The organism is Sporomusa rhizae (genome assembly GCF_041428845.1).
GTDB classification, from domain to species: domain Bacteria; phylum Bacillota; class Negativicutes; order Sporomusales; family Sporomusaceae; genus Sporomusa; species Sporomusa rhizae.
In genome coordinates this window covers 1810850-1837486 of record NZ_CP156925.1, presented here as the reverse complement: position 1 = coordinate 1837486, position 26637 = coordinate 1810850, and the positions used below count along the sequence as shown (strand labels likewise).

Here is a 26637-nt window from a genome sequence, read left to right as displayed (position 1 = left end):
ATAATAAATGATCCTTAACTTCCTTTAATTTCCCTGAATTTTTCTGTCAAGATCGGTAATACTTCCAAAGCATCACCGACAATCCCATAGTCGGAGATATTGAAGATCGGCGCATCAGGGTCCTTATTAATGGCAATGATGATGTCCGACGACGACATACCGGCCACATGCTGGATGGCACCGGAAATACCGCAGGCAATGTATATCTTTGGTCCTACGGTTTTACCAGTCTGGCCGACCTGATGCATGTGCGGCTTCCAGCCGGCATCAACGACCGCACGGGAAGCACCTACGCTGCCACCCAGCACGTTCGCCAAATCTTCGATAAAGCGGAAGTTTGCAGGGCTCCCCATACCACGCCCCCCAGATACGATAAACTCTGCCTCATCCAGGTTGCAGGAACCAGCACTTACCTTGATGGCATTGAGCAGCTTGGTTCGAATATCCTCGGCCTTGACCATACTGCTAACTCGAATAATTTCACCTATCCTGGTCGCATCCGGTATGGGTTTCTTAAATACCGACGGACGGACAGTACCCATCTGTGGCCGATGCTCCGGGCACAGAATAGTGGCCATGATGTTGCCGCCAAAAGCGGGACGAGTCCAGGCTACCAAGCCGGTTTCACTGTCGATCCCCAGGTCAGTGCAGTCAGCGGTAAGGCCGGTGCCAACACGGCAGGCTACTCGTGCCCCCAGGTCACGACCGTCGTTGGTAGCACCCAACAAAATAACAGACGGTTTAAACTCTTTAATCAGGTCGGTAACCACTGTGGTGTAGCCGTCGGTATTGTAGTGAGCTAACTCCGGCGCCTCCACCAGGTATACTTTGTCGGCTCCGTTGGCAAACAAGGTGGCTGCCACGCCTTCTACTCCCTGTCCAATGAGTATGGCCCCTAACCTCTCGCCGGTGGCGTCCGCCAGCTTCCGTCCTTCTCCCAAAAGCTCCAGACTGACATTCCGGGGAACTCCTTCGGCGATTTCTACATATACCCATACATCTTTATACTGACTCTTGTCCATTGCTGCTTCTTTAGCCACTTCTTCCCGAATGATGGCATTCTCCGGACAAACGTCGACACAAGCACCACATTGGCTACAAGCTTCATTGATGTCGACTTTTCCGTCCAAAAGTACAAGTGCACCAAAAGGGCAAGCATCTATACATGCGCCGCAACCAATACATTTTTCCAGTAGTACTTTTACAGCCATTTTTCTTTCCTCTCCTTATACGATTTTCGCTTCTCTCAATTTTTGCAGCAACTCGACTACGCTATCCTGGGCACTGTCTTTTTGGATAACCACGCCTTGAGTCCGGCGGGGTGGGCTGAAAATTTTGCTAACCTTGGTAGGTGAACCCTTGAGGCCGATTTTCTCCTCGTCAGCCTGCACATCTGCTGCCGTCCACACAGGAATCTCGGCACGGTTGGCCTTCATGGTGCCCCTTACTGACGGGAAACGTGGCTCGTATTCCGCTGACTTGATGACAGACACCAAGACAGGCAGTTTGACTTCGATGATCTCATAACCTTCTTCATGTTCCCGTTCTACTTTAGCGGTATCGCTGTCAACATCCATCTTGGACACGTAGGTAACCTGGGCGATACCGAGGTGTTCAGCGGTTTCCGAACCTACCTGGCCAGTATCGCCGTCGATGGCCTGTTTACCGCAGAAGATGATGTCCACTTTGCCCAGTTTGCGAATGGCGGCGGCCAGGGCGTAGCTAGTTGCCAGGGTATCGGCTCCCCCGAAAGCGCGGTCGCTTATGAGGACGGCAGCATCAGCCCCCATGGCCAGACACTCTTTCAGTGCGTCTTTAGCCTGAGGCGGCCCCATGGAGATGACAGTTACTTTGCCGCCGTGTTTTTCTTTGAGTTGCAAAGCCGCTTCAACGGCATTTTTATCGAAGGGGTTAACAATGCTGGGTACCCCTTGACGGATTAATGTATTGGTGACGGGGTCAATTTTAACTTCAGTAGTGTCTGGCACCTGCTTAATACATACAACAATTTCCATATTTTCAACCTCCAATTTGCAAAGTTGTGAGGAACATAGTGTGAGTTATTCTTTATTTCCGCAAAATATGTCCGGCAATGACAATTCGCTGTATCTCGTTAGTTCCTTCATAGATTTGGGTGATTTTTGAATCGCGCAGCATCCGTTCTACTGGATATTCTCGTGAGTAACCATAACCGCCCATAATCTGCACAGCTTCGAGAGCTACTTTCACCGCCATATCTGAGGCAAAGGTCTTAGCCATTGCTGCTTCTTTGCCATATGATTGCCCAGCATCTTTTAAACCGGCTGCATGATATACTAGTTGCCGAGCCGCTTCAATCTGGATGGCCATATCAGCCAACTTGAAGGCAATAGCCTGGTTAGCGGCAATTGGTTTTCCAAATTGCTCCCGGACCTTTGAATATCGCAATGCTTCCTGATATGCTCCTTGAGCAATGCCTACGGCCTGGGCGCCAATTCCAATCCGAGCGCCATCCAAGGTAATCATCGCAATCTTGAACCCTTCGCCTTCTTTACCGAGTAAATTTTCTTTTGGAATTCGGCAATTATTAAAAATCAGTTCTGCCGTTGCCGAAGCGCGAATCCCCATTTTCTCTTCCTTCTTGCCGATGCTAAAACCAGGAGTCCCTTTCTCCACAATGAAACCAGTGATACCTTTTAACCCTTTTGATTTGTCTACTGTGGCAAAAACCAGATAGGTATCCGCCGCACCGCCGTTGGAAATAAAGCATTTTGCCCCATTAAGAATGTACTCATTTCCGTCCAAAATAGCAGTAGTGGATACTTTAGCGGCATCGGAGCCTGCATTAGGTTCCGTAAGTGCGAAAGCACCGATCTTCCTGCCCGACGCCAAATCTGGCAAATACTTTTCTTTTTGTTCCTCTGTACCAAACAATTCTAAAGGCACCGACCCCGCCGATGTGTGTATGGCTACAATCGCACCTGTCGCAGCACAAGCCTTTGAAATCTCTTCAATGGTTATCATGTAGGACATTGCATCAAGGCCAGTACCTTCGTATTTTTCATCTATAGGTACTCCCATAAGACCCATATCCGCTAGTTGACGAATATTATCCCATGGAAACTCTTCTGTATGATCATAATGTGCTGCTTTCGGTGCGATTTCTTTCTCTGCAAATTCACGCACCAATTTTTGGATTGCTAATTGTTCCTCATTTAATATGGCCATCCATAACCACTCCTTGTTTTTATCATCGTCCCTTTACAATTTCTTATTGGTTTTTCGCCAAATTCCCAATCGTTCCGCTCCCTGAATAAGCTTATCTCGAAACTTAGGATGGGCAATATTAATAATCCGCTCCGCTCTTTCCCATGTTGACCGCCCTGCCAGATCAGCAATTCCCCATTCTGTTACCAGGTAATGAGCCTGTGTACGGGGATTGGTTACTACAGAGTATTCGGGCAAGCCTGTCAAGATTCTCGAGCGTAACTGTCCACTTCGTTTATCTGTAAACGTTGAACTAAAACAAATAAAACTTTTTCCGCCATGGGACAAGTACCCTCCCGTTAAAAAATCAAGTTGTCCTCCGGTGCCGCTAATTTGGCGGCTCCCTGATGTCTCTGATGTGACCTGTCCGAACAAGTCAACCTCTATACAATTATTAATTGTAACCAGATTATCATTTTGAGCCATTATATGCGGAGCATTGGAGTAGTCAATCGGAACCGAAGCCAAGGTGTCATTATCTCTTACCCAGTCGTACAAACTTTTACTTCCGGCACAAAAAGAAAATACACCATATCCTTTATCAATTTTCTTTGCTGTATTAGTTAATTTTCCCACGCGATCCATCACCATATATGCATCGACAAGCATCTCTGTGTGCATCCCCAGATTTTTCAGATCAGATTCTGCAATCATTGTACCTACAGCGTTAGGTAAAGCCCCGATTCCCAACTGAATTGTCGCACCATCGGAGATTTCCCCTAAGATTAGCCTGGCAATCGCGTTGTCTGTCTCTGAGCTTTGCGCTGGGTTGATAACCGGCAGTTCTGGATTATCTCCTTCAACGACATAATCTACATCGCTGATATGAATAGCATTTTCTTTACCGTGAGCTATAACAGGAAGGTTTTCATTAACTTCGAGAATAACAATTTTAGCTCGTTCTGTTATAGCTTTTGATGCCGAGTTGACAAGGGAAAAGTTAAAAAAACCATTTTCATCCATTGGCGCAACACTGAACATCGCAACGTCAACTTCTAAGCTCTTGCGATAAAATAACGGCATATTGCGATAAATCATCGGGATATAATTACATAGACCACGATCGCTCAATTGCCGTTCATAGCCACTGAGATGCCAGCTGCTATAACAAAAATGTTCTCTTGACGGATCTTCCTCAACAATGGTCAACGGACGAAACATTAATCCGCCTCGCACCTTCACATTATGCAGATCAACCTTGCGCGCCGCTAACGCTTTATCCAGCACCACCGGTTGAGCTTGCCCGAAATTGTAATCCACCCAGTTACCAGACTGCACAGCTTTAACTGCTTGTTCGGCAGAAACAAGCTTACTACGGTACTCTTGCACATGTTTCATAGCGCTTTACTTCCTTTCTGTAGATTTTCAATACCATCTTTAGCCGCACCCACCTTACAACTTCAAAGACTATCCAGCATTGAACTGACGTAAGATACCACATACTGAATACTGCATCGGGTGCGGCTAAAGGTTCTAAATAAGACATAGCCAGTGACCAGCAAAATGGTGACATTGGGGATCGGGATACGTGATGTCCCCTCTTACTTATTGAATTGGATTAGTTTTGCCTCGCCAATCGTTTGTAGATTTCCAATCTCTCTTTAGCGTCCCTCTCTGTCTTGTCATACAAATCGTCTGCCAATTCGGGGTACTCTTTTTTCATCGAGGAGTAACGAACCTCTCCCATCAGGAATTCCCTAAAGTTCTTCGTAGGTTCTTTCGAATCGAGAATAAAGGGATTTTTTCCTGCGTCTTTTAATGTTGGATTGTAACGATACAAAGACCAGTATCCGCAGTCCACTGCTTTTTTTGCTTCTTCCTGACTGCTGCTCATACCAGCTTTTAATCCATGATTAATGCACGGACAATATGCGATGATAAGTGATGGACCAGGATAAGCTTCAGCCTCAGCGATAGCTTTGATGGTCTGATTTCGATCAGCCCCCATGGCAATCTGAGCCACATAGATGTAGCCGTAAGTCATCGCAATCTGCCCTAAATCTTTTTTCTTGGTCTTCTTACCGCTTGCGGCAAACTTAGCTATGGCAGCAGCTGGAGTGGCTTTGGAGGACTGTCCGCCGGTATTTGAGTACACTTCAGTATCGAAAACGAAAACATTCACGTCTTCCCCAGAGGCCAGAACATGATCCAGGCCACCAAAGCCAATATCATAGGCCCAGCCATCACCACCGAACAGCCACTGGGACCGCTTCACTAGGAAGTCTCTATTTTCGTATATATAATTAAGTAGGGCATCGTCTTTTTTAACCTGTTCCAATGCGGCGATCAAGCGATCAGCCCGTTCTCTTGTTCCATCGCTAACCTCTTTTTGGACTAACCACTCGCTGCAGGCAGCATTAAATTCTTCTCCCAGATTCCGTTGGTTCGCTTCTGAAATAAGCATGGCAAGCTGGTTGCGAATCTGCTTTACTCCGAGCTTCATCCCCAGGCCAAATTCGGCATTATCTTCGAACAGTGAGCTGTTCCAGGCCGGGCCATGCCCGCGGTGATTTTTGGTATAAGGGATAGACGGTGTACTATTTGCCCAGACAGTGGAACATCCATGAGCGTTGGCAATCATCATCCTATCGCCAAAAAGTTGGGTCACGAGTTTGGCATAAGCTGTCTGCAAGCAACCAGCGCAGGCGCCGTTGAATTCGAGAAGAGGCTGTTCGAACTGGCTTCCTTTTACGGTTAATGGGCTCATAGGATTCTTCTTCGGTGAGAGACTGATCGCGTAATTCCATAAAGCGTCTTGTTCGATTTGACTACTCAAAGGCTGCATTACCAAGGCTTTCTCTTTCGCTGGACACACATTAACACAATTGCCGCAACCAGTGCAGTCCTTGGGAGAAATAGCCATACGAAATTCTAATCCATTTGCTCCGATCGCAGGTTTTGTTGTATAGCCGACAGGAGCCACAGCTACTTCCTCGGCAGTGGCCAAGATGGGCCTAATCGTAGCATGAGGACAAACATAGGAACACTGGTTACATTGTATACAATTGTCCGGTAGCCACTGTGGTACATTGATGGCAATGCCACGTTTTTCATAAGCCGATGTACCAAGAGGATGAGTACCATCTTCCATGCCTAAAAAAGCACTCACAGGCAACTTATCACCTTCTTGGCGATTCATGGGTACAAGGAGTTTGCTGATGAACTCAGGTACTGATTTTTGTTTTTCAGCACTGCAAACACAGACAGACTCTGCCTCCGTAGCCTGCTTCCATGAATCTGGCACATGAACTTTAACCAGTGCCGTAACGCCTTGGTCGATGGCGGCATTGTTCATGCTGATAATCTTTTCACCTTTGTTGCCATAAGACTTGACAACCGAGTCTTTGAGGTATTGAATGGCTTTATCTTCAGGAATAATGTTTGCCAGTTTGAAGAAGGCGGACTGCATAATCATATTGTAACGCCCGCCGAGGCCAAGGTCTCCAGCGATCTTCACGGCATTTATGGTATAGAATTGAATGTTGTTCTTGGCAATGTACTCTTTCATTGTTGCCGGAAGGTTTTTGTCTAACTCTTCCGCCGCCCAACTTGTGTTAAGGAGGAATATTCCGCCAGGTTTCAAACCATAGAGGATGTCGTACTTATCTACATAGGACTGCTGGGAACAACTGATGAAATCGGCTTTGTTGATGAGGTAAGGAGACTTGATAGCTTGGTCGCCGAATCGAAGGTGCGATATGGTAATTCCGCCAGATTTTTTAGAGTCATAGGCAAAGTATGCTTGAGCATACATGTCAGTATTGTCGCCGATGATCTTGATGGCATTCTTGTTAGCCCCTACTGTGCCGTCGGCTCCAAGACCCCAGAACTTACAGGCTGTCGTGCCGGCGACGGTAGTGTCGATATCCTCGCCAAAAGGTAAAGAAATATAGGTTACGTCATCGACAATGCCGACAGTGAAGTGGTCTTTGGGCTGATCTGCCTTGAGATTTTCGAACACTCCGTGAATGTGGCTCGGAATAACGTCTTTACCGCCCACTCCACAGCGACCACCTACGATGACTGGCTGCCATTCTTTGCCGTAAAAGGCGGTCTTAACGTCGAGATAAAGAGGCTCAGCTAAAGCGCCCATTTCTTTGGTTCGGTCAAGAACAGCAATTTTTTGTACTGTTTTGGGAATATACTTGAAGAAATGTTCGATGGAAAAGGGACGATAGAGATGCACGTTAAGGAGCCCGACTTTTTCACCCCGGGCATTCATGTAATCTACCACTTCTTCGATAGTTTGGCACATGGAACCCATGGCGATAATTAGGCGAGCAGCGTCGGGGACACCGTAGTAATTAAATAGATGGTAGTCTTGGCCGGTGAGTTTATTTATTTCGGCCATATAACCTTCCACAATATCTGGCAGTTGTTGCCAGTAACGATTGGCTACTTCCCGTTGTTGGAAGTGAATATCAGAATTTTGTACAGTCCCCCGGAAAACTGGGTGATCAGGATTGAGCGCATTTCGGCGAAAGCTGTTAACGGCATCTTGGTCAAGTAGCTTGGCCAGTTCGTCATATTCAAGAACTTCGATTTTCTGAATTTCATGAGACGTACGAAACCCATCAAAGAAATTCACGAAGGGCACACTCCCCTTAATCGCTGAGAGGTGAGCCACCGCTCCTAGATCCATGACCTGTTGAACACTGCTTTCGGCAAGCATGGCAAATCCGGTCTGACGTGTAGCCATAACATCAGTATGATCACCAAAAATACTGATGGCATTGGTCCCAACAACCCGTGTCGCGACATGAAATACGCCAGGCAACAATTCCCCTGCAATTTTATACATATTGGGGATCATGAGCATCAAACCCTGAGAGGCGGTATAGGTAGTGGTAAGGGCACCAGATTGGAGGGATCCGTGTACGGCGCCAGCCGCTCCGCCTTCAGATTGCATTTCCACAACTTCTACTGTCTGTCCAAAGATATTCTTCTTCCCCTTAGCAGCCCAATCATCCACATGTTCAGCCATATCTGAGGCCGGAGTTATAGGGAAAATAGCCGCCACATCGGTAAAAGCATAAGATACATAGGCTGCCGCAGTATTCCCGTCCATGGTTTTCATTCTTCTTGTCATAGATTATTTATCCCCTTTCATTCTCTATAATTTTTCTCTAACATGTAATTCAACTCGTAAACAATAGTTATTTGCAGTCTCCTTCAAATAGCCGGTTAATTCTAACTTGTTTTCATGGTTTGTTTCACAATTTATTTCCTCCTTCGCAAGGGTAATCTCTCAAAACCTAGGAATTTATAGATTAAGGCGTTTGGCCTTAGTCCTTTGAAGTTAGGCTACAAAAAACACATAGTCCGTTCCGTTATAAAGAACAGTCGTTTCAGTTGTTTGGTAAAAAATTTGACAATCATCCCCCGTTATAAAAGCTGAAGATAAATGTATAGCTCGTTTGTTCCAATATAAAGAACGATCGTTCCAATTTTGTTCTTTAAAAAATGCCTCTTACATTATTGAGTTACATTTGACATCTTTCAGAAAAATCCTGCTAGATTTTAATTTTTTCACTGTATTTTACGTACGCTAAGTCATTCGGCTTTTATTCACTGTCGAGGTTAACAATGTATTAATTTCAGTTGGAGTATAGTAAAGGCTGCCGCCTGGAACATATTTCCACCACCAGTGCGACAGCCCCTCCCTCCTTAACATAAACTATATTATTGAAATTGCAAGTAGCTTTACTTATTCTCGACTGTTCCCGTTCGTTTTGGGTCATCTATTTTGTTATACCCAGCGGCATAATAAGCAACTGTTGCAATTATTAACCATATTGGTCCAACAATAAGGGATATCCTATCGTTAGGATCCAGAGCCATTGCACCTATAACGAATACAAGGAACGCCATAGTTAACCAATTGCAATAAGGGAACCCTCTCATGGGGAATTTCAATTTTGCAACTTGTTCAGGTGTAAGTCTCTTTCTGAAATTCAGTTGAGCCCACATTATCATAAACCAAGCAAAAACTCCTACGAACGTTATAATGTTTACTAAGTAATTAAACACTTCGGCAGGTATTAAGTAATTTAAGACAACACTAATAAGCATCATGACTACCGATGCTAATATGCCTTTACGAGGAACACCTGATTTACTTAATTCCGATAAACATTTGGGTGCTTTTCCTTGTAAAGAAAGATTATAAAGCATACGCCCAGCTACGTATATACCACTATTACATGCTGATGCTGATGCAGTTATAACAACGAAATTAATTATACCTGCAGCGGCAGGAATACCAAGCTTAGCAAAAATTATAACAAAAGGACTTCCTATTGTGCCCATTTGTTCCCATGGATAGATAGATAAGATAACAAACAATGCGCCAACATAGAATATTAAAACTCGCCAAAAAACCTTATTGATGGCTGACGGGATTGTCTTTTCAGGGTTTGCAGCTTCGCCAGCTGTAACACCGATTAGTTCCATTCCGAAGAAGGCAAATGCAACCATAACCAATGCAATGATAGTTCCCTCCATTCCGTGAGGGAAGAACCCACCATGAGTCCAAAGATTAGAAATGCCAACTGGAACACCGCCGTTACCAAGACCGAAAATTATCATAGCTAATCCAAAGATTATCATAGCAACGATTGTAATAACCTTTATTAAGGCAAACCAGAATTCAAATTCTCCAAATGCTTTAACAGCAGTTAAATTAACGCCTGTTAATAAAACTACGGTCACTAATGCGGACACCCACTGTGGTATCTCTGGCCACCAGTAGTTGATATAGACACCAATTGCTGTCGGGTCAATCATACAGACAAGACCCCAAAAAAGCCAGTATGACCAACCCGTTAAGTAGCCCGCCAAAGGTCCAATATATTCATGTGCATAAGCACTAAAAGAACCTGACACAGGATTTTCAACCGTCATTTCCCCGAGTGCACGCATTATGAAATATACAAATACACCACCAAGTGCATAAGCAAGTATTATTGACGGTCCAGCAGCCTTTATAGCGGATGCTGACCCTAAGAACAAGCCAACACCAATGGCACCGCCAATTGCGATAAGTTGTATATGTCTTTCCTTTAAGTCACGGTTTAGGTTTTCATGCATAGAATCGTGTCTTTCAGCCATTTTCTTTATTGCCCCTTTCTCATACTCATGATTTGGAACTTTCTTATGCCTTTTTTACACCAATGAATGACATAGATACTTTATGACGTGTTTAGTAGATTAAACATTCTTTCTGTCCCCCCAATTCCGTCGAATTTTAGATCGGGCGCTATTTATTATAGTAGGCACGATATTCTTGTACTTGTTTCATAGCGCTTTATCTCCTGTTTGTATATCTTCAGTACCATCTTTAACCGTACCCACCTTACGACTCCACATATTAGCCAGCGTTGAACCTGACGTAAGATGCCACATACTGAATACTGCAGCGGGTATAGCGGCTAAAGGTTCTAAATGAGCCATAGCCAGTGCAACCGCTAAACCGGCATTTTCCATTCCTATCTCAAAGGAGATGGCTCTTGCCTTTTTTGGGGGCATACCTAACAATCTAGGCATCCAATAACCAAGGGTAAACCCTGTCAAATTATGCATCGCCACAGCTGCAAAAATGATAAGTGCAACCGTCGCTAATTTACTTGCACTGAGAGCAACAACTGCGGTATTAATTATAAGGATGGCAATGACCGATATCATTGGCAAAATTTTTTGAATATTGACAACATAGTTAGGCATGAATGTATTTAATGAAATACCTATCGCAACAGGAATGATTACTACCACTAGGATGTCAAGGAGCATAGCTTGGGCGTTTATCGGTACAAGTGCACCAGCCAGAGCCATGAATAAAAAGGGTGTTGCAATGGGTGCAATTACCGTATTAATACTAGATACTGTCACCGAAAGCGCCGTATCTCCTTTAGCAATAAAAGTCATGACATTGGAAGATGTGCCACTCGGGCAGCATCCAACAAGTATCAACCCAGCAGCAAGTGCTGGCGGTAATCCAAAAAGTTTTGCAACACTAAAACCCACGAACGGCATAATCATATATCGTAAAGCCACACCATACAACACATCTTTGGGGCGGGAAAGGACTAATTTAAAATCATTCAGTTTCATGGTCAGTCCCATGCTAAGCATGATGATTCCTAATAAATAAGTGACATATTTTCCAGCAGGCTTAAATGGTTCAGGATTCAAAAAGGCTATAATTGCAAGAAGTACTAACCACAGGGTGAAAAACTTCGTAATAAAATCCCCAATTCTTACAATTGTTTTCATTTTTTTCTTCCTCCCTTTGATCCCCTAATATTATTACGTCTTCAACACCATATGCCATTGCAACGAAAAGTTTAGTAGGACAGTAGACATAATGATACCATTATGTGTTCAATCCCCCTCTTAGCATCATATCCCGCATATAAGATTCTTACTGTTTCACTAGATCGAACATTTTTCCAGGATTTAAAATACCTTTAGGATCTAATGCTTTTTTTATGCTGATCATGATCTGAAGTTCCACGGGATCTGCATATTTTTTCATATCTTTGACTCTTTTTGAACCAATGCCATGTTCTCCAGATAATCTACCTCCCAATCCATAAATGACTGGGAATAAATCATTATGGAAGGCCTTCACCTTTTCATCCCATTCTTCGTCTGGTATGTTAAATTTCATCAAATCAGTGTGAATATTTCCATCACCAATGTGGGCAACAGTCATGGTTGCAATGCCATATTTCTTTTCTAATTCAGGCAAACAATTCACTGCTTCATAGATTTTGTCCAGTGGAACTACAAAGTCTTCCGCATAATAGACTAAACTAGCATCTCTGGCAGCTTCTCCGTAATTTCTTCTGGCTTTCCAGATACGCTCCTCATCTGCGATCAACATTTCCACGGCACCTACGTTTGCACACAACTCATCAAGAATTTCTGATTTTTTATCAATGTCGTCTTCATCGAAAGCTTCTATCGTAATAATGACATAAATACCGTCTTTATCTGCCCAAGGCAAATCAACTTTAATATATTTTCCACAGCAGTTAATAGCCTGATTGTCCATATATTCAATACTTGTTGGATCCACACCAGCTTTAAGAATTCTATTCGGTAAGCTCAGCGCTTTTTCGTTGTCCGTAAAAATTGCAAGTATGTCGATATGGTACGGAGCTAAAGGTCTGAGCTTCAGGGTAGCTTGAGTAACGATACCAAGTGTCCCTTCAGATCCGACAATCAATTTTTCTAAGGCATATCCTGTGCTTCTTTTTTGGAGCCTCGCACCAACATTCACAATTTCTCCTGTAGGAGTAACCATTTCAAGAGCATAGACTTGATCCCGTGTTGTTCCATACTTAACAGCTTTGTTACCTCCAGCATTGGTTGCCATATTGCCGCCGATTTGACAGCTATCACTGCTGCATGGATCTCCCGCATACAACAATCCGTGACGTTTTGCCTTTGCTTGTACTTCAGCTGTACGGACTCCAGCTTGGACAACTGCATACATTCCTTCCTCATTGAACTCTACTATTTTGTTCATGCGTTCCAACACCAATACAATCCCACCATGCACCGGAATTGCACCTCCTGCAAGACTTGTACCCGCGCACCGCGGCGTAATTGGCACAGTGTATTTGTTGGCCAATTTTACAACTGCTGCGACCTGTTCGGTGTTTTCCGGAAAAACAACTACTTCTGGCAAATGATGATATTTGGGATTGGATTCCTCATCCGTTTTATAAACTTCTAGCTTTTCCGGATCAGTGGTGACAAAGCGGTCTCCTAAAACTAAAATTAACTCTTGTATCAATTCTCCTGTTACTTTGTTGTACTGATACATAATGTCCACTCCTTTTACTTATTGAATTAATAATTAATTTTGCTTCGCCAATTGTTTATAGATTTCCAATCTCTCTTTAGCATCCCGGCCTATCTTGCCATAGCAGGCTAATTCTAACTTGTTTCCAGAGATTGTTTCATAACGTATACCTCCTTCGTAAGAGTACCTCTCAAAATCCAAGAAATTATAGATTAAGGCGTTTGCCCTTAAACCCATAAAGATAGGCTGCAAAAATCATAATAATGGAAAATTCGCAAAATTAAGCCACCCCAGCAATAGCAATGGGGCAATCCTAACTTAACTGGCCAGAATAATAAACGCCAGAGAGATGTAATCTTAAAAAAATAACCATCCATCTATTTGCCCTAGAAAGAAGCTGAAGTATAATCGACTAGGATATCTCCTTGTCACAAAATCCAGAAATTAAGTAAAATATATACCGTTCTATTATAAGGAACGATCGTTTCGATTATTTTGCAAAAAAATTGAATCCGCCCTGGCAAATTAACTAAGTTAACTTTGGTCTATCTTCCCGACTTAGTAACAGTCTGGTTGTAAGTCGCCGCAGATAGTATATTGACTTAATTGGTTAGAACCTCTCCTTGTCATAAAAGCTAAAAATCGGATATATATCAGTTGTTCCACAATAGAGAACGACCGTTTCAATTTCATTTTAAAAAACACATTAATTTTATTAAGCAGTGTTCGACCCCTCTTAGAAAAAATCCTGCTAGATTTTATTTTTTTAAATATTTTTTATAATATAAACAAATCCTCTTGAAAAAGCTGTCCTCAATCTCTCCACACAAAGAAATCATTTGGAGATTGAAAAAATCTGTATTATGTTTATATAACTTACTTATTATAACCAAGTCGGCTAGAGATATCTTTAGTTACTTCTTTTAGTAATGTAACGAATTCAGGAAGCGCCTTATCAGTCAATCGAACCTTAGGACTGGCAATACTCACTGCAGCCACTACTTTACCAGTAAAGTTGAATACAGGAGCTGCTACACATCGCAGCCCAATCACAATTTCTTCATCCTCAAAAGAGTATCCTTGTTCCTTAAATACCTGAAGCCGTTTCTTTAAAATTTCCGGATCAGTCACTGTATTTTCCGTACACTGAGTCATTCGCCCTTTATTCACTATCGAGGTTAGTAAGTTATTAATTTCAGCCGGAGTATAATTGGAAATAATAGCCAGACCCAACCCAGAGCAATAAATCGGTACACGAGTTCCTACCTCTAGCCCCATGCGCAATGGTTCGGGACTTTCTATACGATCTAAATACATTACCTCTTCGCAGTCCACTATACCTAGATTAATCGTTTCTTTAGTAGCCATAGCTAACTGCTCCATATAAGGCTTTGCAACCTCACGAATGCCTAGCCTGTTAACGACTTTGCTGCCCATCTCAAAGAGCTTTAAACTCATTCTATATTTTTCTGTTTCCGTCTGTTCAACATATCCATTGACCCGCAATGTAGTGATTAACCGGTGAATCGTTCCTTTTCCAAAACCAAGCTCTCTATGTAAATCAGAAATTCCAATTTCACCGAAACGACCCAAAGCTTCCAAAACAGCTAATGCTTTATCTACAGAATTCACCGTATTATTTTTTGAATTCATTGTTATTTCTCCTTAAGTAGTTTATAATGCATGGGAAATAAAATAATTATATCATTAAAAAACAAGAAAGATAGTTTAAGTCAAAAAAATTCTTTAAATTATCGAATTTTGCACCAGACTCGCGTTCTGCTTTTTCAATCTCTTGATTTTATTATTGGTCATACCACTTTGACGTTTTTCCATAAATGCACCTCGCAGGCTTTATTAATTTAGGCTCCCCTAAATGACACTCTACAATCTAATGCCTTCTGCTCCCATTGGAGCAGAAGGCAAAATTGCGGTACCACCTCTGACTCCGTAAATTCCTCACAGAAATCCCCACAACGAGTGCAAGCGCACTCATACGCTATATCGGGCATAACCCGTCGAACCCTACTCCATTCAGGAAGCGGCTCCAGGATGTATTCGCATCAGTACCTCTGCGGCCTTGCACCAACCGGCTGCTCTCTAAATGAGGTAAATCTGGCCTATTTCTTCCTTTCATAGCTTTTACATAATTCAATTATTTTTATTAAATTTTAGTTGATTAAACAGTAAAAGTAAAGTCAAAATTACACATGGTGTGACATCTTGTGACTTTCAATCAATATATTTAAGAATATCGTTTGCAGAGTCTGTTTAAGCAACCATGCCAATTTACTCTTTTCCATTTTCATTCTGCTAAGGAGCCATTCAATAACCATATCTGTACCACCACGAGAGGCTATATCAATGCAAAATGCATTGCCTCCGAATAACGTCAGCACCCTTAATCGCTAGATATTTCTCATATGTTTTTCTCGTAATCGCAATGTCATAACTCCGAAGACCGTTATTATCACGGAGGGGCTCACTTGGGAGGCATCATTGATGCGTTATCTTGACATTTATCAAGAAAAATATGGTGTATTACATCTAAGGAAACATATACCACATTTCCCCACATCCCTTGAAACCAGTCAGCGCCTGGCTTGAAGGGATGTGTTTTCTTTTCAGCAGAACTGTGCACTCAACGTGCTTAGATCATCCGAAGAAAGTTGTATGATTTTCTATTGGAAAATTTGAAGATTGCAGAAAAGGCGGAAGTATAATAGCTTCGGCAAACTAGATGCCTCCGGTACGTTTTACAGGCCGGGAGCAATATTCTCTTTCTTTGCTCCATTTCGTCTATCCCAAGGCTCACCTTATCTTGCCAAACTATGCGGTTCTTTTGTTCTTTCACGTACCTGTACGGCTTCTTGAATGGCCTTCGCCTTTTCAATCACACTTTTCCCCTTAAATTCCGGAAAATCCAACACAGCTAGGTTTTTCTCCAGCATCGCGCCCGCAATTCCCTTTGCCTGCAGGCTTTCTGCCGCCTGCAGAAGGGATGTGTATTCCTGTTCTTTAGGTTTTATAAGGCTTGTAGGATCTTTCTTATACGCCCGATACTGCGCCTGCGAAATTTCTTGAACCTTACCGTCTAAGACCAAGGCATACCGGCTCTGTGTTTTCGTTCCATCGGTACGGGCCTGCCCATAAGCAACTACGGTTCCGTCTTTTGCATCATGCAAAATAATCTGCCCGCCTTCCTTTGCCGAACCTTTGAATTCGGCAATCTTTTTATCTTGAACAAAGCTCATGCGGTCCTTTTCATTTTGCAGCATGATATAGGGAAGTTTAAATTCTTTTGTGTCATACGCCGCGATGGAGGCAATAACGAACGTTTTACCTTTTCCCCTTGCGCCGGCCAGGCTCCTGTCGATTTCTTTTTCCTCCTTTTTCATTTCCGCCTGAATCTCTTTAAGGCGTTCTTTAATCTGTGCCTTTTCGTCCGAGGCAATCTGGCCATTTTTTATCTTTTCCACGATTTCTTCCAGTTCCTTTTCCGGCTGCTTCACAGTGCTTTCCACTTGCGGCTGCGCGGTTGCAAGCTCTTTCGCTGTTTCGCGGTCAACTTCAATGAAATTGCCTTTTTGATACTGATAATAAGAAACCTGGGTTTTAAGCGTCTGATAGTTCTCCTGCACAACTGCGAATACCATATCCTCCTTCGGTTCATAAACAAACAAAGAACCCGGTTCTCCTAAACCGTTGCGTCCGGTATAACCGCCCACCCGTTGCAGGTGTCCATAGGCATTCGTGCCGTTCATAAAAGAAAAACTACCATCCTGGCGCACAAGAGCTACCGACGGATTGGCCAGCCGCTCTTCATCAAACCCCGGCATCTCCTTTAATACGACTTTCTCCCTGGCAAGCTGCAAAATAGGCTGTTCGTGCATTTGGCCGTTTGTGTATTTCATGCGCGCTGCCATTTCCGTTTGATTTTCCGCTATATCCTTTTTCCATATCACATAAATTCCGTTTTCTTCCGGCTGGTTGATATAAAACTGCCCCGGCTTCCCCTCACGGCCACCAGAATAACTGCCGTAAAAATGGCCCTCCTGTTCACCGCTTTTGCAGGTACGTTTGCCATTTTCCACAATCTCTTTTGCAACCCACATTTGATACCGTTCGGGATCATAGCCCTTTGGCATATCCAAAACGACTTTCCCTTTATCCTCCACTTCAAAGGGACGGAATTTACGCTCATAGCCAACGCTATTTTCAGCCTCCTGCCTACTCATCTCAACGGCTTTACCATTTTCCACGCGGTAAAAATGCAAATGATGTTTATTCATCTGCAAATCCTTTTGCCCAACGACAAACACCTGCTCAGGGCCGGGATTCACAACAAAAGCCTGCTGAAACTCTCCTGCCTGGCCAACCACACGTCCAACGACTTTTGCTTCCGGGTTGCCAGCCGCATTCAGTTCAATGCCATCCTTCGTAAATTCACAAACCCATGGTTTTCCCAACTTTTCCGTTGAATAGGCGCCAAATTCCTTTACCACAACGATTTCATTATATTTTTTATACCGTTCCATCTGCTGCTCTATATTGTCCTGCACCTTACTTGCCCGTTCCGTGGGCAAAGCCGCATAATAGCGGTCCTTCATTTCCACAATCATGTCTTTTTCCACCGCGTCAAAATTTTGCCCGTTATAATTCATATATTCGATATTACTTTCCCGCGTCTGATAGTTTTTCTGCCCGGTTGCATAGATTCTGCCCGGTTCCGCTTCTTTAATATACAGTACGCCTGCATCGCCATTTTCCGTATTTCCGCTATAAGTAAAAGGAATATTAAAATCCAGTTTTCCGCTGTCAAGCACCTTGGCCGCCCAGGGTTTTCCCTTTTCCCTCGTATCATACGCTTCAAACGCACGAATTTCCATATCTGCCATTTTACCCGCTCCTTTCGGTGATTATCATCCGTTTAGTTTTACGCTACCATGAATCACTCCGCCTGGCACACCCTTTTCCTGCAAAAAAGGGTACCCTAAGGCGTTATTCTGAAAAATCCGGCATACCCGGCGCTTTCGGTTTCGTAAATACCGCTTTATCGCTTGCACTTTGCCCATACGGTGAGGCAAACTGCATGTGAAGATTACGGCGGTTTTGGGCTTGAACCCGCATTGTTTCATCAATTTTGGACTGTTCCCGGACAGCAAGTAATGCATTTTGCAAGCCAATCAAACGATTGCGTTGCAAATTTTCCGTCGCCTGCCTCCCTTCCAAGCCTGCCTGCGCCTGGAGTGCTGCCAATTGACCTTCGGCGGAGGCCGAAATAGCCAAACTCTTTGCTAACATGTCTGTGCGCGCCGTATAGCTCTGGCTGCTCTCTTGGTTGTAGGCAAGGATGCTGCGATACATCGAATCGAGATAACGCAGTTTATTCTCTTCCGACTTATTTAGGTCGCTGCCGTTACTATCGGTAATGAAAAGCAGGGCAGTTTCATCCTCCGCCCGGGCAAAAACGGCTTGGTCTTTTTGGGATACCTGCGTCTCGGCTAGGAACTGCCAAAAGCCGTCCCACACCGCGGGCGTCAGGTTTTTTATTTCTTTCCAAAGCTCGTCAAGTCGTCTTAACTGCTCAATCGTCGTTTTGAGTTCCTTATGAGTATCCTGTTTCTCTTCTGTATAGTCATGCACCATGCCCCCCTGCCGTGCCAGGTCCAGCATGGTAAAGATGGAAGGTTTGGAATCCCGCCAGGAAATATCGGTTGGGCTATAATAGGCCGGTGGATCATACGGACGGGTTACACCCGGTATGCTCCAGGCCAAAGCGTTAGTAGAGAGCAGGGCTAAACTACCGGCAAGTATGCCCAGTACCCCGATTTGTCGAATCCGTACATGTACTTTCATTCTATTCCTCCTCTGTTTACGTACTGCGCCAGCGAAATCCCTCGCCGGAAAAGGTACGCAGAATGACTCCGCTTACACGGCTGCCAATGATGGCCGTAAGCAATACGAAGAAGAAGCGTTCAACCGCCAGCACAATGTCAAAAGTCGCACTGCTTCCGCCGCCCTTTTCTTCCAGTTTTTCCAGGTAATTGACCGTTTCTTCGGGCAGTACCGAACTTCCAACCCAGGCTGCACCTGCGTTCCAGGCGATGGCGACTTCCCGCCAGTCTCCATAGCTCTCATAATACGCAAGCATCTTATAGCGGGCAACACGGTCCTGATTGGCTGGCGTCCAGTCAGAACCTGCCGGCAGTCCGGCCTCTTCACACCACGCATCCCAGTTCGACTCTAAAATTTGATATTTCCCTCTCGCGCCGTAGGCATTCGCCGGCTCTGCGTAATCGCCGCCAGATTCAATATCACCAATGACTTCCATAAACCGGTCAAGCGTCATATCCTGTGTCCCGGTATGATTGGTTATTAGCCCGTCCTGTGGAATAATCTGCACCATGAGCGACAGGAACATCGCAAAGAAGGTCATCCACATGAGCTTGATGGCTGACGCAAAAAGCCCGTTAATACCGAAATTGGCAAGCGGCAGGTCTGACGTATACCGGAAACCGGCGAGTGTGACACTAACTACGCTGCATACGCCCATGAGATAAAATTCCATATAGGCCAGCATAATTTGGATGCCCATAAACAGAAAGATCGCCACCGTCAGAATGCCTAATAGAAACACGATCGCAATGAGGCCCTTATTGAAAAAAATCGCAATCGGACTGTGAAAGCTTTCAATGTAATTAAAGTAAGGCGCCGTCAATTGCATCCCCTGTTGAATCACCGCCGTTGGATCGGAAACAGCCTCCAGCGCCGTTTCCATATCTTTTTGGAACATCAGCGCTGCAGAGCTGACAAAATATTGCTTTACCAAATCGACAAGGGTGCCCCAGTTCTGCAAAAAGAAGAGCAACATCCCATAGAATACCGATTTATGCAGCAAGAACTCGAACATGCCCTGCGCGCTTTCCTGCCGGAACATACTCCAGAGAAAGGCCAACGCTAAATCCATCGTAATAAGGCAAATAAACAGCGTCAGCATTTCTTGCTGCAACAGTTTCAGTCCCTGTATGCAGGCAGCCGCCATTTTTTCGACCATATCCCTTAGCGGCAGCGCGAAATCATAAAAAATGGAGAAGTCAACCGGAACAAACAGTTCTTCCGCATCGCCCTCGGAACCGCCGGACGCTGGCAAACCGCCCAAATAATCCTCCGGGTTGACAACCTCACCGGTCAGTCCGCCGTAGCCGGTACTATTTCCTACCCGCACCTCAAAATGCAGGCAATCCCCCGATACCGTTCCCGTAGAGCCAGAATAGGCAATCAATTCACCTTGTTCCACTTGTTTTCCGGCAAAGCTCCCGGCAAGGCTGCTCAAATGGGCATAGCCGGTACGGAGAGTTCTGCCGCTGTCGTCCTGGCCGTGATTGATCAAGATATAGTAGCCGTAGCCGGAGATCCAACCGCTATATTCGACGGTGCCGGCGGCAGCCGCATGAACTGCCGAGCCTTCCGTCGTTCCCAAATCGACACCGGCATGCAGGCGCGGTGTCCCGTAAACCGGATGCAGACGCCAGCCGAAATCACTCGTTTTCGGTGCCGCCACTGGGTACTGCATCGATAGATTGGCATAAGCAAAGCACGGGACTGCAAAAAGGAATGCCAGCAAAAGGAAACTGCGTAAAAGCTTCCTGGCAAAGGCACCTTTAATCATGGGTATCCACAGCAAGCGGCGGACGTTCATAATCATAAGGCTGTGCATAGCGTCCGCTGCCCCAGGTCAGCCCGGAGCGATGCATACGATCCGCTTTGTCGTTTTTTACGGCCCGGTACTGCCGCCTTGCCGCGGCAAACGGTCCCGTCGTCTTCCAGGCATTCTGCGCTCTCTGCCTGAGTATCTGACCCCAGGACGCGCCGCTGCCGCCTGCCATTTGTCGGGCGATCTCCATTTTCGCCACCTGCGACATGCCCATCGTTTTTGCGGCTACGGCTGCTGCGACCGCCGTTTTCACCGGTTCGAAAATATCCCCAGAACCAAGGGATGGCTGTCCGTTCATCAGCCCGGCAATTACCTTGGGCAGCTGCATCACCATACAAGCAAGCACAATGCCGCCGAACATCACTTCTGCTGCCGCTGCCAAATCACCCAAGCCCCCGGTCGTATTGCCATCCTTTAACGGTTCGGCCAGCGACAGTAATGTCGGTTGAATGACCGTCGCCACAAAGGAAATGGCGGCCATTTTGATCCCTAAATTAAAGACCGCGCCAGTTGCTTTCTCAAAAAGAAATTTGGACTTATCCCAGACACCGAACGGAATTAATACCGTAGCAAGCGTTACAATCGTCCAAAATTCCACCCGGCACATAAACAGGGCAATGGCGGTAAAAATGACCGCAGCCAGTGTGACGATCAAAATAACAAGACTGGCTAAAACACCGCCGATATTTGACCAACTTAGCGTTTTGATTCCCTGCCAGGAAGCGTCCAGGATTTCCAGGCCATTACTCCAGATCGAATCCGGCTGGAGCGGCAGGGAACTGCCTGATACCAGCTGTCCTGCCCGCTCAAAGGAGGTAAATATTTTTGTCGCCAGAGCCATGCCCTCGGTCCAATTGCTTAATATCCACATGAAAATTCCGTACTTTATCGCTTTGGACAGCAGATATTTCGGTCCGACTTCATTTAAGCGAAACATGGGCGTCCAGGAAAAATCGAGCACAGCCAGGAAAATCAACAATTTAAAAGCTGCCGGAAACAAAGCTGCGGCTCCGCTGTGGCAAACAGAAATGTAATAGCGCATCATTGAGCTTAGAAAATCGGTTCCCTCTCCTGCCGTGCGGTGTGTTTCAATAACCGGAGGGCTAACCCCGCCGGAGACAATTGCCGGATCAGTGACTTGAAAAAAAGCACTGTTTAGCCAACTGCCAACCAACAGGACCATACTCGTTCCCAGTATCGTGTTTAAGGTGGTCCGCGCCATGCCGCCGACTTCCCCGAACATCAGCAACAGCCCGGTTGTGGCAATGGCCACGGTACAAATGATACGGGCCACACTGCCGGTCAATTCGGCGTTGCTGGTGTCAATAGAAAAAGTCCCTCCGGACACGCTGACTTCGCCGATAAGGTGCGTCAACACAGTATCCCATGGAAGCGAAGACGCTGCCGCAGAAACGGTACTCATACTGGGAAGCAGCAAGAAGAGCAAGGCTGCGAGAATAACAAAGGGCTTTGCCAAAAAAATCGCCCTCGTCCTCATTCGTACTCCTGTGCCAGCCAGTCCGGATAAATTTTATTGAAAACCTCCTGCGGATTTTTTGGTTGTTTGACAATGGCATTTTGTACCGTCCGGTGCGTATTCGCAGCCGACAATTCCAAGATAGCCTTGGCTGCCGCTTTTTCCTGGTTTTCCTTTAGATAGTTTTCGGCTATCATCCCGGTCTGTTGGGCAATCAGCTGCGTTTCCTGCATCTGCGAGGCGGCATTCACGGCTGCTACCTCCGTTCCCGCCTGCTGCGCCTGTTTCTGCCCTTCGGCTTCGGCTGAATTTTTCAGGGCTTTCTGCAGTACAGTCGTATCGCTGTTGATTTTTTGCGCGGTTTTCGCTAACTGAAGCGTATCGCGAAATGTATTTTCTAGCGCCTTATACGAGGAGCCGGATACGTTCAGATAGGTGGCGACATCAAAGGATTGTCCTAAAATATCCTCGATGCGCCCACCTTTTTCATCCCAAATTCCCTCTAACTCCTGCCCCATAATTCCCTGAAAAACCTTCATTTTTTCTTCCAGACTCTTTTGCCGGCTGGCAATTTCATCGCTGTATTGACCTAAAGCACCGCTGTCAAGCCCTTTGATATTAAGCAAATCAAGCGCCAGTTGCTTAATCAAGTTCAGCGACGTCAACTCGGTATTCACTGCGGTTTTCGTATTGATGGCAATATTTTTTAAGTCGACGACCGCGACCGCGGCATTGGCCGGAAGACTTGCCACCAGTGCGGCCGCACCGGTTCCCACCAAAACCGCGCCAATAACCAGTACGTGCTGTATGGACCTTTTCATCGAACATCCCTCCCTCTCATTTATAAAAATGGTGGTCAATTTGACCACCACTCCGGCGTTTCAGCGGCATTTTCCGGTATAAAGGAAAACGAATCCCCATTTTTTTCTACACAATAGGCCGGTTCGGTAGCCCCTTGCCTTCACCAGTACCACTGCCAGGAACTCCTCTTGATTTAAACTCAGATGCGGTGGATAAATAAAATAAATCCCCTGTACCTTGGCGACCCGCAATGCTCCTTTTTCCATTACGCAACCCGCTCCTTTTCCTTTGCATATCTACCGATGGCAGCAAAGTAGGCTTCCGAAGGTTTTTCGTACTTTTTAGCCAGCGTGGTCAAAACACGCTCTTCATCCTGCAGTTCCTGCTGCATGAGATCAATATAGATGTCCCGGTGCAGCGGCAACGTCAGATCAACTGCCGCGTTCTTGTCTTCTTCCTGTTCTTCCTGACTTAACTTGCCATGCAAGGTTTCGAATACTTTTAAATAGTAAGCATCGCTTTTTATAGTCGCCTGTTCTGCCGCACTGTTTAATACCCCCTCCCGGTAAACCAGATACCCTTTACCGTAAGAAGCCTCTGCCGCCTGTGTGCCAATAACAAAATCCCGCTCCGCCTCTTGTTGCATAACCAGTGCAGCCAGAGGTATTTTCTTTTCCTGCGCATCCGACAATTGCTGTTTTTCCGCAGCGGTAAAATCCTTTGTTTTGCCAAAAGCAGTCCATAGTTCTGTAAAATTCTCCAAAGAGCAACCAACTGCACCGGCTTGTTCTTCCAGGCGTTCGGCTTCGGCCAATTCAAAAAGGCCGCGCAGGTATTCTTCCGGCACTAAGATTCCATATTCTTTGGCGGCAAAGGCTAGTTCGATATCGTTGCAGGCGTTGGCATAGAGTTCATATGCATACCGCGCCCGCTCCTCTTTTCTCCAGGCTGCTGCCTTTTCTTTCATCCTCCTGATTTTTGCCTCACCTTCATACGCACGTAACTCCTCAAAGTCAATAAGCGCTCTTGTTTCCTCAGAATTAAGGATGTATGGCTCCATTTCCGAATCGAAATCAATATGAAAACAAGCCGCATACATCTGAAAGAAAATATCCCTTGCAATTTGGTTCAACTCCACTACATGCATGATCATCCCTCCTGTCGATTGATTTACAAATTAACTGTAACAAAGATATGGCAGAGGAATCATACCCGTTTCCGGCAACCTGCCGTGTGCTTTTTCGCTACTCATATTGCCCACCGGCACTGCGCCTGACAAGGGTGAAGTGCACGCTGCCGCGCCCTTGTCAGTCACAGCACCGGTGGGCCTTTTATTCGCGCAAAAAGCACACGACAGTGTTTTGGGGAAAATTATAATGTGAAGGGGAAATGAAAAATGAATCAAGTAAGTTTAGTGGGAAGACTCGCACAGGAGCCGGAAATATTCTACAGCAAGGAAGGAAAGGCAGTTGCCAAATATCGTCTTGCCGTTCCCAAAATGAACAAAAAAGAAGCGGATTTCATTCAATGCGTATCGTTCGGAAAAACTGCCGAAACCATTGGAAACTATGTAACGAAAGGCCAGCAAATTGGCGTTACCGGTCGCATTGACACCGGCAAGTACACAACACGGGAAGGTCAAACGCGTTATTATACGCAGGTTATCGTACCGACCTTTACCTTTGGCGCGAAGCCACAGACTTCCAGCCACTCTACCCCCATTTCGGAAGAAATTCCATTTTGAAAATACTTCGCCTAGCATCGCTTGACGCAAAAACTGACGTCAAGCGATGCTTTTTATTAAAAACGTAAAAATACCGGCTATCTTGCCGGTAGTGATTCTATTAAAATATCTATTCTGGCGTAAATAAAGGAGGTTATTACGATGGCAATTGCATTCAAAGTCATTGGCGAGGTGCAAAAAGTGATCGACAACAAAGGCAGAACGCAAGGCTTCGGCGTGTTGTTGGAACTGTATTTCCCGGACGGTCAAACACGGCAATACCGGTATAAGGGCCGCAGAAAAAAAGATATCATGGCGGACATGCATAACGGCAGGATGGCAAGGTGGGTCAATTGCGCCCGTCTGGATGACCGGGGCCATCTGGTATTTGAAATTCAGCTTTGCTAGGTAAAATCCCTGACCAGTGCAAATCAGCCAGAACCGGCCGATATTCATGCAACTGGAAGGTTGAAAGCTGTTGTCCGAGAGAATGACCGAAGTTCGTACTTTTTCAAGCTAAAGAAAGCGAGTGATAAACAATGACACTCATAGAAGCGTTAGAAACTTTAAAGAGCAAGGGAATTACTAAATTGTCCGGTATGGTGGGAGAAAATGACATTGAGAAATACATTGACCATGCTGTACAAAGCCACGAAATCAGTGCAAGCCTGGCTCACATCCCCTGTCACCAATACCACCTAGACCATGAAGATGACCATTATATCGTTGAAACCAATGGGCATTTCATTATTGCCACACATTATGGCAGTTTTGATATGGCCACTTATGGCAATTATGACACGGAAGAAGAAATGCATGCCGACTTTGACGAGTATAGAATCATTAAACAAGCTCAAGCCATTGCGGACCAAAAAGTTAAAGATGGAAGCAAAATTCCACGCGCCGTATGGTTGGCTGTAGCTATCAACGAACTCAGGCAGGCTCATATCGCAGCCCATGCCGCATTTGAACGTGAATATGGATGCCGAACCGCTAATGCAAGCGGGACAACACCCGGTTTACCTAAGGGAGAATTGGAATGATTGGCTTTAAAATAAGGCAAGAAGAAACGAATATAACTACCACGGTATCCACCAGCAGTATGGTGTTTGATTTGATATATAAAATCATGAATGATGAAAGAGTAGCAATCGAAGTGTCTAGCTGGTCAGAAGTTGCAAGCGTTGGAGACAGTTACGAAACAGACAATTTTACCGTGAAAGTGATTTGGTTAATGTAGAAGGAAATCAGGCATTCACCCGGAACACTCCGCTGGCTACGAAAGAAATCCCAATTTGAGCGCTATACGCACAACAGCACTTGACGCAAAAATGACGTCAAGTGCTGTTTTTTCTTGTGAAACGTAAAACTACCGGTTTGTCCTATCGGTAGTTATTCTATTGAAAAAATATCGGGAGGTAAGGATATGGACATAATGGAACAGGCCATTCATAAATTGGACACGGAGCTGGATAAGGCAACTGAGGACCGCGGCTACCTTGGCGCGATTAATCAGATTGTCCGCATGTTATTTAACGAAGATGAAAGCTATGCGGAAAAGGTATTGGAAGAGAAACATACGCTGGAGCACGCATATAAAACCATGCGGCATATTGCACAAAAAAATCGCGGAAGTGCTTCGTGCGTATGCATCGCGCCTGATGAAGCCCAGGATATTATCGGCAGATTTTACGGCTTTTGGGGAGATCCCTTTGATTTTGATCCGGATGAAAAAATCAAACAAACAATTCCTGCGGCAGCCAAACAACGGTTAATTCCCGCTACTAAGAAAGACAAGCTGATGCCTCTGCCAGCGGCAAGCAAGCCTACTGACCAAATCAGCCTGTTTGGGGAGGTATAAG

21 protein-coding genes are annotated in these 26637 nt (G+C 45.2%); 5 read left to right on the top strand and 16 right to left on the bottom strand.

Annotated features, from left to right (window positions below):
* Positions 1–14: 14 nt before the first annotated feature.
* From SRRS_RS08150 to SRRS_RS08075, 16 genes are all read right to left on the bottom strand, one after another.
* Complete coding sequence (locus tag SRRS_RS08150; RefSeq protein ID WP_371367856.1) at positions 15–1211, bottom strand: FAD-binding protein; 1197 nt, start codon at positions 1209–1211, stop codon at positions 15–17.
* Between the two features lie 15 nt (positions 1212–1226).
* A complete protein-coding gene (locus tag SRRS_RS08145) occupies positions 1227–2015 on the bottom strand; it encodes an electron transfer flavoprotein subunit beta (protein WP_371367854.1) in 789 nt (262 codons plus the stop codon).
* 52 nt (positions 2016–2067) lie between these two features.
* The gene (locus tag SRRS_RS08140; protein ID WP_371367853.1) at positions 2068–3207 is read right to left on the bottom strand and encodes an acyl-CoA dehydrogenase; all 1140 of its coding nucleotides are present in this window, start codon (positions 3205–3207) and stop codon (positions 2068–2070) included.
* Positions 3208–3240: 33 nt separating this feature from the next.
* Positions 3241–4584, bottom strand: a complete 1344-nt coding sequence (locus SRRS_RS08135) for an acetyl-CoA hydrolase/transferase family protein (protein ID WP_371367852.1) — start codon at positions 4582–4584, stop codon at positions 3241–3243.
* A 220-nt stretch (positions 4585–4804) separates the two neighbouring features.
* Positions 4805–8335: a pyruvate:ferredoxin (flavodoxin) oxidoreductase gene (gene nifJ / locus SRRS_RS08130; RefSeq protein ID WP_371367850.1), complete on the bottom strand. Its 3531-nt coding sequence runs from the start codon at positions 8333–8335 to the stop codon at positions 4805–4807.
* Positions 8336–8949: 614 nt separating this feature from the next.
* Entirely contained in the window at positions 8950–10356 is a 1407-nt protein-coding gene (locus SRRS_RS08125; RefSeq protein ID WP_371367848.1) for an amino acid permease, read from the bottom strand.
* A 186-nt stretch (positions 10357–10542) separates the two neighbouring features.
* Positions 10543–11517: a bile acid:sodium symporter family protein gene (locus SRRS_RS08120; RefSeq protein ID WP_371367846.1), complete on the bottom strand. Its 975-nt coding sequence runs from the start codon at positions 11515–11517 to the stop codon at positions 10543–10545.
* A 148-nt stretch (positions 11518–11665) separates the two neighbouring features.
* Positions 11666–13078 (bottom strand): FAD-binding oxidoreductase, encoded by a 1413-nt coding sequence (locus SRRS_RS08115; RefSeq protein ID WP_371367844.1) that lies wholly within the window; start codon positions 13076–13078, stop codon positions 11666–11668.
* 855 nt (positions 13079–13933) lie between these two features.
* A complete protein-coding gene (locus SRRS_RS08110) occupies positions 13934–14710 on the bottom strand; it encodes an IclR family transcriptional regulator (protein WP_371367842.1) in 777 nt (258 codons plus the stop codon).
* Positions 14711–15873: 1163 nt separating this feature from the next.
* A complete protein-coding gene (locus tag SRRS_RS08105; RefSeq protein ID WP_371367840.1) occupies positions 15874–17955 on the bottom strand; it encodes a hypothetical protein in 2082 nt (693 codons plus the stop codon).
* A gap of 103 nt (positions 17956–18058) precedes the next feature.
* Positions 18059–18916, bottom strand: a complete 858-nt coding sequence (locus SRRS_RS08100; RefSeq protein WP_371367838.1) for a hypothetical protein — start codon at positions 18914–18916, stop codon at positions 18059–18061.
* 16 nt (positions 18917–18932) lie between these two features.
* Positions 18933–20729 carry a peptidoglycan DD-metalloendopeptidase family protein gene (locus SRRS_RS08095; protein ID WP_371367836.1) on the bottom strand — a complete coding sequence of 599 codons (1797 nt, stop codon included), beginning with the start codon at positions 20727–20729 and terminating at the stop codon, positions 18933–18935.
* The gene (locus SRRS_RS08090; protein ID WP_371367835.1) at positions 20722–22272 is read right to left on the bottom strand and encodes a type IV secretion system protein; all 1551 of its coding nucleotides are present in this window, start codon (positions 22270–22272) and stop codon (positions 20722–20724) included. Before SRRS_RS08090 ends, SRRS_RS08095 begins: the two co-directional genes overlap by 8 nt.
* Positions 22269–23072 (bottom strand): hypothetical protein, encoded by an 804-nt coding sequence (locus SRRS_RS08085; RefSeq protein WP_371367833.1) that lies wholly within the window; start codon positions 23070–23072, stop codon positions 22269–22271. The genes SRRS_RS08090 and SRRS_RS08085 overlap by 4 nt, the downstream gene beginning before the upstream one ends.
* A 60-nt stretch (positions 23073–23132) precedes the next feature.
* Positions 23133–23318: a hypothetical protein gene (locus SRRS_RS08080; protein WP_371367832.1), complete on the bottom strand. Its 186-nt coding sequence runs from the start codon at positions 23316–23318 to the stop codon at positions 23133–23135.
* Complete coding sequence (locus SRRS_RS08075) at positions 23318–24199, bottom strand: hypothetical protein (RefSeq protein ID WP_371367830.1); 882 nt, start codon at positions 24197–24199, stop codon at positions 23318–23320. Before SRRS_RS08075 ends, SRRS_RS08080 begins: the two co-directional genes overlap by 1 nt.
* Before the next feature lie 249 nt (positions 24200–24448).
* Between SRRS_RS08075 and SRRS_RS08070 the strand changes: the two genes are divergently transcribed.
* The 5 genes from SRRS_RS08070 to SRRS_RS08050 all read left to right on the top strand — a co-directional run bounded on the left by SRRS_RS08070 (position 24449) and on the right by SRRS_RS08050 (position 26636).
* Positions 24449–24796 carry a single-stranded DNA-binding protein gene (locus tag SRRS_RS08070; protein WP_371367828.1) on the top strand — a complete coding sequence of 116 codons (348 nt, stop codon included), beginning with the start codon at positions 24449–24451 and terminating at the stop codon, positions 24794–24796.
* Between the two features lie 141 nt (positions 24797–24937).
* A complete protein-coding gene (locus tag SRRS_RS08065) occupies positions 24938–25183 on the top strand; it encodes a hypothetical protein (RefSeq protein WP_371367827.1) in 246 nt (81 codons plus the stop codon).
* 131 nt (positions 25184–25314) lie between these two features.
* Entirely contained in the window at positions 25315–25818 is a 504-nt protein-coding gene (locus tag SRRS_RS08060) for a hypothetical protein (RefSeq protein WP_371367825.1), read from the top strand.
* Positions 25815–26015: a hypothetical protein gene (locus tag SRRS_RS08055; protein ID WP_371367823.1), complete on the top strand. Its 201-nt coding sequence runs from the start codon at positions 25815–25817 to the stop codon at positions 26013–26015. The genes SRRS_RS08060 and SRRS_RS08055 overlap by 4 nt, the downstream gene beginning before the upstream one ends.
* Positions 26016–26201: 186 nt before the next feature.
* Positions 26202–26636, top strand: a complete 435-nt coding sequence (locus tag SRRS_RS08050) for a hypothetical protein (RefSeq protein ID WP_371367821.1) — start codon at positions 26202–26204, stop codon at positions 26634–26636.
* Position 26637: the final 1 nt, after the last annotated feature.

Coding starts and splice junctions, on each gene's coding strand:
- SRRS_RS08150 (WP_371367856.1), bottom strand. CDS start 1,211: ATGGCTGTAAAAGTACTACTGGAAAAATGTATTGGTTGCGGCGCATGT.
- SRRS_RS08145 (WP_371367854.1), bottom strand. CDS start 2,015: ATGGAAATTGTTGTATGTATTAAGCAGGTGCCAGACACTACTGAAGTT.
- SRRS_RS08140 (WP_371367853.1), bottom strand. CDS start 3,207: ATGGCCATATTAAATGAGGAACAATTAGCAATCCAAAAATTGGTGCGT.
- SRRS_RS08135 (WP_371367852.1), bottom strand. CDS start 4,584: ATGAAACATGTGCAAGAGTACCGTAGTAAGCTTGTTTCTGCCGAACAA.
- nifJ (WP_371367850.1), bottom strand. CDS start 8,335: ATGACAAGAAGAATGAAAACCATGGACGGGAATACTGCGGCAGCCTAT.
- SRRS_RS08125 (WP_371367848.1), bottom strand. CDS start 10,356: ATGGCTGAAAGACACGATTCTATGCATGAAAACCTAAACCGTGACTTA.
- SRRS_RS08120 (WP_371367846.1), bottom strand. CDS start 11,517: ATGAAAACAATTGTAAGAATTGGGGATTTTATTACGAAGTTTTTCACC.
- SRRS_RS08115 (WP_371367844.1), bottom strand. CDS start 13,078: ATGTATCAGTACAACAAAGTAACAGGAGAATTGATACAAGAGTTAATT.
- SRRS_RS08110 (WP_371367842.1), bottom strand. CDS start 14,710: ATGAATTCAAAAAATAATACGGTGAATTCTGTAGATAAAGCATTAGCT.
- SRRS_RS08105 (WP_371367840.1), bottom strand. CDS start 17,955: ATGGCAGATATGGAAATTCGTGCGTTTGAAGCGTATGATACGAGGGAA.
- SRRS_RS08100 (WP_371367838.1), bottom strand. CDS start 18,916: ATGAAAGTACATGTACGGATTCGACAAATCGGGGTACTGGGCATACTT.
- SRRS_RS08095 (WP_371367836.1), bottom strand. CDS start 20,729: ATGATTAAAGGTGCCTTTGCCAGGAAGCTTTTACGCAGTTTCCTTTTG.
- SRRS_RS08090 (WP_371367835.1), bottom strand. CDS start 22,272: ATGAGGACGAGGGCGATTTTTTTGGCAAAGCCCTTTGTTATTCTCGCA.
- SRRS_RS08085 (WP_371367833.1), bottom strand. CDS start 23,072: ATGAAAAGGTCCATACAGCACGTACTGGTTATTGGCGCGGTTTTGGTG.
- SRRS_RS08080 (WP_371367832.1), bottom strand. CDS start 23,318: ATGGAAAAAGGAGCATTGCGGGTCGCCAAGGTACAGGGGATTTATTTT.
- SRRS_RS08075 (WP_371367830.1), bottom strand. CDS start 24,199: ATGCATGTAGTGGAGTTGAACCAAATTGCAAGGGATATTTTCTTTCAG.
- SRRS_RS08070 (WP_371367828.1), top strand. CDS start 24,449: ATGAATCAAGTAAGTTTAGTGGGAAGACTCGCACAGGAGCCGGAAATA.
- SRRS_RS08065 (WP_371367827.1), top strand. CDS start 24,938: ATGGCAATTGCATTCAAAGTCATTGGCGAGGTGCAAAAAGTGATCGAC.
- SRRS_RS08060 (WP_371367825.1), top strand. CDS start 25,315: ATGACACTCATAGAAGCGTTAGAAACTTTAAAGAGCAAGGGAATTACT.
- SRRS_RS08055 (WP_371367823.1), top strand. CDS start 25,815: ATGATTGGCTTTAAAATAAGGCAAGAAGAAACGAATATAACTACCACG.
- SRRS_RS08050 (WP_371367821.1), top strand. CDS start 26,202: ATGGACATAATGGAACAGGCCATTCATAAATTGGACACGGAGCTGGAT.